Here is a 6,000-nt window from a genome sequence, read left to right on the forward strand (position 1 = left end):
ATCATAAACAGTACAACTCTTATCGATATTGATCTTAGTATAACCTGAACTTCGTTTAAGAAAAGAAGGAAAAAATGAACTAAGCGCCTGAGGCACGATCAAAGTTTTTTCTTATAAAACAAAATGGTGTAGATCCTCAGGCTATAGTTACTTTAGAAGAACTTTTCTGCTGTGTCGATGATTTTTGCCAAAAATTTATTCCTCTTTAGGAACAACAGATTATCGAGAATAACTTGCTTAAACGTCATCGTGCTACCTCCTTGTCTCTGAGCGAGGTCATGACCCTCCTCATTTTATTTCACATGAGCCATTATCGTCATTTTAAGGGCATTTTATACTGAGCATGTGAGCAATACCTCCAGGCGGATTTCCCTGGCTTGGTTAGCTACAATCGGATGATAGCATTGAAGAAAAGCGCCATTATTCCTTTGTGCGCTTTTCTTTCTTCACGCAAAGAAAAATCATAGGGTATTGCCTTTATCGATTCCACTAAAATCGCGGTTTGCCATAATCTTCGTATTCCTCGGAATAAGGTCTTCAATGGCGTCGCACAGCGAGGGAAAACCCGCACAGGATGGTTTTAAACTTCATCTGATTATCGATGATTGTGGTGAGCTTTTATCCGTTAAATTAACACCGGGAAATATTGACGATCGCCAGCCGGTTAAGGCGTTGGTCAAAGGCTTAACCGGGCATCTCTATGGTGACAAAGGGTATTTATCGTAAGCATTATGTGATGAGCTGAAGGTTGAGGGGATTACGCTGATCACCCATGTTCGTCGTAACATGAAGGCCAAATTGTTATCGCTTTAGAACAAGTCCATGTTAAGAAAACGTTTTTTGATAGAGATAGTGAATGACCAATTGAAAAATATTTCCCAGATAGAACATTCAAGACACCGGAGCATCGGCGGCTTTTTACTGGAGCTGGTATCAGGACTCATTGCTTATACATTCCAGCCGAAAAAGCCGAGCTTAGGTTTACATGACCATGAAATTGCGATGCTTAAACAAAACTGAGGTTAGTATATATTCTTTTCACCTTTATTCTTCTCACCTTCATTACCAGAATAGAACAGAAAAATGCTTTATCGTAAGAAATTGATCCGAACTAAACTCCTTGGGTGTTTGGCAGGAACATCTTGTGCAACTATGGTGATGGACGGACGCGTATACGAGAACCCATTTCATAGCATGCAAAAACGCTATGAAACCAAATTGATTTCACCTTAGTTTGCGCACCCTTTAGTCAAGAATAACAAAAACAAACAATTTTATTGATGTCTAAGCGCTCCTTACGGATTTCCATGCATTTTATTCAGTCACTACTGAGAGAATCAGCAGACGATGCAGGTGTTGCATCGTGATCGTGTCTAGAAATAGCTGGCTGGAGACAAAGTGAAAGCACCAACCAAATGCACGCTTTTTTGTTGAAATTTGGAATCAGCAAGCCCAAAGAAGCAGCCGTGAGTCGTGATAAGACGATTATTTAGATTCTCGCTGAAAATAGTCTACCTCCCCTATCAGGTACAGTGGCTTCAATGCCTACATACCCATTACCTGTATCGGATTGGGAAATTAGCAGTTTTAATTGGCTATAAAACAGGGTAGAAGTGTTCAGTGATTGCTGAAAATTCAAGCCATTCACTTTCCAATATAATGCACTACACCTCATATGCACCAAATTATCGTCAATGTGATAATGAATGGTTCAGATTGTCGGAATACTGCTTGCTTGAGCTTTTAGAAATCAGCCTTAACACAATTCTCCATCATATAAAATTGTACCTAAGCAAGCAGCTAGTCATAAAGATAATAGAACTAAAGTCGTTATCTTGAGAAATTCTAATATCATAAAAATAAGCTTAGATAGCTTTTCTATTTTTATGACTGGATAAATGAACAGGTATTGGACATACGTATTTGGCCCACGAAGTAACCACATACTACAAAAAATTTTGTCATTGCTAAAAGTATCAGTGTTGCTATCTATATGATGGATACTTGCCTGATATATACTAAGTGCAGGGTGAAAGCGTGAACATTTTTTGAACTCACGGTGCACGTAATACACTCAAGCAATGAGCAAAAAGCTCTCAATTCGACATTATTCAAGTATTGAATAACGCTTTATCCAATCGATTTGTCCAAAATATAGACTTTCGTATTCTCACCCTGATACTAAGTGCTTTTGAAATCAAAGCTACATTGCCGTCAGCAAAAAACATACACAGCGAATTGAAATGCATAATCTCAACTTTCGTTTATGTATTAATAGATTGACACGTAAAACGATTTATGTCTCATAAGCCGGAAAAACACATGTCAAAATCATCTATTAGTATCTAATAATTTATCATTGCCACTAAATTGGAGTCATTACTGAAATATGAAAAATATAGCAGTTATATTAGCATCTGGAACAGGCAGTAGATTTGGTGCAAAAATTCCTAAGCAGTTTGTTAAATTAGCTGGAAAACCGGTAATTCAATATACGCTTCAGAGCTTTCAAATATCTAAATATATTGATGAGATTATTATAGTAACAAATGAAATGTATATTGATTTTGTTAATGAGCTAGTTATAAATAATGATTTTAAAAAGATAAGCAAAGTAATCAGTGGTGGAAAAGAAAGATATGAATCTTCATTCGCTGCAATAAAATCGATTGAAGAAGAAGAGTGTAATGTTATCTTACACGATGCCGTAAGACCGTTTGTCTCTCAAAGAATAATCAAAGATTGTGTTGATGCGTTAAAAGAATTTAATGCTATAGATGTAGTAGTTGATCCAACAGATACAATAGTTAAAATAAAGAATGGAACAATAATGTCTATTCCAGATAGGCGCTTTCTTGCAAGGGGGCAAACCCCCCAATGCTTTAAGAAAACATATATAGAAAAGGCATATATTGAATTTTTAAAAGAGAATATTAAATTTGCTTCAGATGATTGCGGTATCTTTTTAAGATATTTTCCAAATGAACCAATAGGTATTGTTAAAGGTGATGAGTCTAATTTCAAGATAACACATCAACAAGATATTTATCTTGCTGACAACCTGATAAAGGATGGGTTATTAGAATTATCTAAAAGAGAAGATGATCTCATTGAACGGCATATATCTGATAAAGTTATAGTTGTTTTTGGTGGAAGCAGTGGAATAGGTAAATCAATTGTTGTACGTGCTAAGACAGTTGGAGGAAATGTTTACTCATTTAGCCGTTCTAATGGAGTTGATATAAGCAAATCGCAAGATGTTAAAAATGCGTTATTGAAAGTACATGCTTTAGAAGGAAGGATCGATTATGTTATAAATACCGCTGGAGTTTTAATAAAAAAACCGATTAATTTTATGCATGACGATGAAATAGTGAATAGTTGTAATACCAATTACATTGGTGCAATAAATGTTGCAAGAGAAGCATATCCATATCTGAAAGAGAGTAAGGGTATGCTCGTGAATTTTACATCTAGCTCATTTACTAGAGGTCGTTCTACTTATAGCCTCTATTCCTCATCTAAAGCTGCTGTTGTAAACCTTACTCAAGCATTATCAGAAGAATGGGATGGAGTAGAAATTAAAGTAAATTGTATTAACCCAGAAAGAACAGATACTCCAATGAGGAGAAAAAATTTTGGAGTAGAACCTGTTGAAACTCTTTTGACAGCAGAAGCAGTTGCAGAAATGACCCTTTCAATAATGTCATCGGATTATACTGGTCAAATAGTATCTGTAAAAAATAAATAATATGTCATTAAAAAAAAATATTAGTGGATTAGCTATTTCTCAGATATTTGGTTATATTGTACCATTATTACAATTCCCCTACTTAAGCCGAGTTGTAGGGGATGTTTTTTTTGGTGCTATAATGTTTTCCCTATCTTTGACTCAAATGGCAATGATCATAACTGATTTCGGTTTTGATTTATCAATATCAAAAAAAATAGCAGAGGGTAGGAATAGTAAAAAATGGCTAGGGGCATTTCTATATCAAACTTCTGTAATAAAAATTATTCTTGCTTTAATTTCTATATTATTTATTCTTACTATAATTTTTGTATCAAAACATTCTTTTCCTAAAGAATTAATTATAGGATTGTTGATATGTGTGTTTTTTAATGCTTTTAATCCATATTGGATTTTTCAAGGCTTAGAAAAAATATATATATATAGTTTAGTTGTCATTTCTGTAAGATTGATAAGCCTAGTAGGAATATATTTCCTAATTTGCAATCCATATGATTATATATATTACGGATGGATTCTAGCATTCCAAGCGATTGCCATAACATTAACTAGTTTATTTATATTGGTGTCATGGAAAATTCCTTTAACAATAACATCAAATAAACTAATTTATAAGCAGTTTTTTTACGGTTTAGAGTTCTTTTTTTCTCGAGCTTGTGTTTCTCTTTATTCATCTGGATGCAGCGTATTTTTAGGAACTTTTGGTGGGAGTTTATCTCAGGTTGCAATTTATGGTGTGGCAGAACAGCTTTACAAAGCGGGTGTACAGGTTTTTGGTCCTATTATTACGGCATTAACCCCCTATATGGTAAGAACGAAAAACTATAAATTATTTCATCAAATAGTTATTGTTTTTAGTTTATTAACAGCTTTTGGGGTGATTATAGGATGGTGTTGGGGAGATTCTATAATAAGGATTATATATGGTAATGGGTATGACCTAGCCAAACCTGTATTGGATATTTTCATGCTAGTAATAATAGCAAGCGTTTTTGGTATGCTTTTTGGTTATCCTGCTCTTATGCCTCTAGGGCTAGCAAGGATTGCTAATTTTAGTGTGATTTTTTCTGGATTATTGCAAATCTTAATGTTGTTATTTCTTTATTTTGGCGCTTTCTCGATCACAGCTATAAGTGTATGTATTACATATCTTATATGTGATTGGAGTATGCTATTAATTCGATTGTATTATTTCTTATATAATAGGTAATTGGTATGAGTACTACATTGAGGGAAGCTCAATTAAGAATGTTATCAATATTAAAGGAAGTTGATAAAATTTGTAGGGAGAATAATATTGATTATTGGTTAGATGCAGGGACATTATTAGGCGCAAGAAGACATAATGGATTTATACCTTGGGATGATGATATTGATATTTGTATGGAGAGAGCTTCGTTTAATAAATTTTTGGAAGTTTGCGCTAATGATATGAATAATAATTTTTTTTTACAAACGGCTTTTACTGATAAATATTATGTTGATTTTAATATACCTTGTAAGGTGAGATTAAATGGAACAAAAATAATAGAGGAAATTGAAATTACACATTCTTATTATGATGAACGATCTCATCATGGACTATTCTTAGACATTTTTCCTTATGATCGATACTCAGAAAATAAATTTATTAGGGTCCTTTTTGAGCGCTTGTTAGCTCAATTTGTAAAGTTAAAAGTTAAATCAAAATATTCGAACTTAACATTAGGAAAAAAAATAATTTCGAAATTATTTTCATTTTTATTTAGTAAAAGTACTATTCTTTGTCTTGTAAGTAAGCTATCTTCTATGATGTCTAAAAGAAGAAAAAAATATTTACTCGGAGCCGGTATTGAAACACCTTTTTCCAGAGCTTATTTTAAATATGATGATGTTTTTCCGCTGAGAGAAATTTTGTTCGAAGGAAAACTATATAAATGCCCGAATAAAGTTGATTTATATCTATCGAAAATGTATGGAGATGATTATATGGAATTACCACCTGCTAGCAAGCGTATCAAGCATTATCACCATATCGAACTATAATAGTCATAAGGTAATTATGATGTCTGTAAAAAAATATCCCAATAGGTGCTGTTTTATATTTTAGTAAACCTGTCTTTTTCATTTAGAGCGATATTTTCATGAATAAGCCCGATAACACAGTTGCAGGTCACGCTCTCAATGATTAGATATTGTGATAAACTCCCTGCTTTTTATTATGGAGTGAGAGATGGCTAAAGTGGATGTGGTTTGTCGTTACTGTCATA

3 protein-coding genes and 2 pseudogenes are annotated in these 6,000 nt (G+C 33.5%); all 5 read left to right on the forward strand.

The annotated features are described in order from the left end of the window. Positions 1-143: 143 nt before the first annotated feature. The 5 genes and pseudogenes from Xets_RS05750 (at position 144) to Xets_RS05770 (ending at position 5,776) form a co-directional block, all read left to right on the forward strand. Positions 144-1,020, forward strand: a pseudogene (locus Xets_RS05750) (IS982 family transposase). Positions 1,021-2,213: 1,193 nt separating this feature from the next. Continuing rightward, positions 2,214-2,309 (forward strand): annotated as a pseudogene (locus tag Xets_RS27705) (IS1 family transposase); the annotation flags it as partial. Between the two features lie 80 nt (positions 2,310-2,389). Then, positions 2,390-3,751, forward strand: coding sequence for a bifunctional cytidylyltransferase/SDR family oxidoreductase (locus Xets_RS05760; protein ID WP_187651309.1), 1,362 nt, complete (start codon positions 2,390-2,392; stop codon positions 3,749-3,751). 1 nt (position 3,752) lies between these two features. After that, positions 3,753-4,961 (forward strand): oligosaccharide flippase family protein, encoded by a 1,209-nt coding sequence (locus Xets_RS05765; RefSeq protein ID WP_187651310.1) that lies wholly within the window; start codon positions 3,753-3,755, stop codon positions 4,959-4,961. A gap of 5 nt (positions 4,962-4,966) precedes the next feature. Then, the gene (locus Xets_RS05770; RefSeq protein ID WP_187651311.1) at positions 4,967-5,776 is read left to right on the forward strand and encodes a phosphorylcholine transferase LicD; all 810 of its coding nucleotides are present in this window, start codon (positions 4,967-4,969) and stop codon (positions 5,774-5,776) included. Positions 5,777-6,000: the final 224 nt, after the last annotated feature.

Source organism: Xenorhabdus sp. TS4, assembly GCF_014467265.1.
GTDB classification, from domain to species: domain Bacteria; phylum Pseudomonadota; class Gammaproteobacteria; order Enterobacterales; family Enterobacteriaceae; genus Xenorhabdus; species Xenorhabdus ehlersii.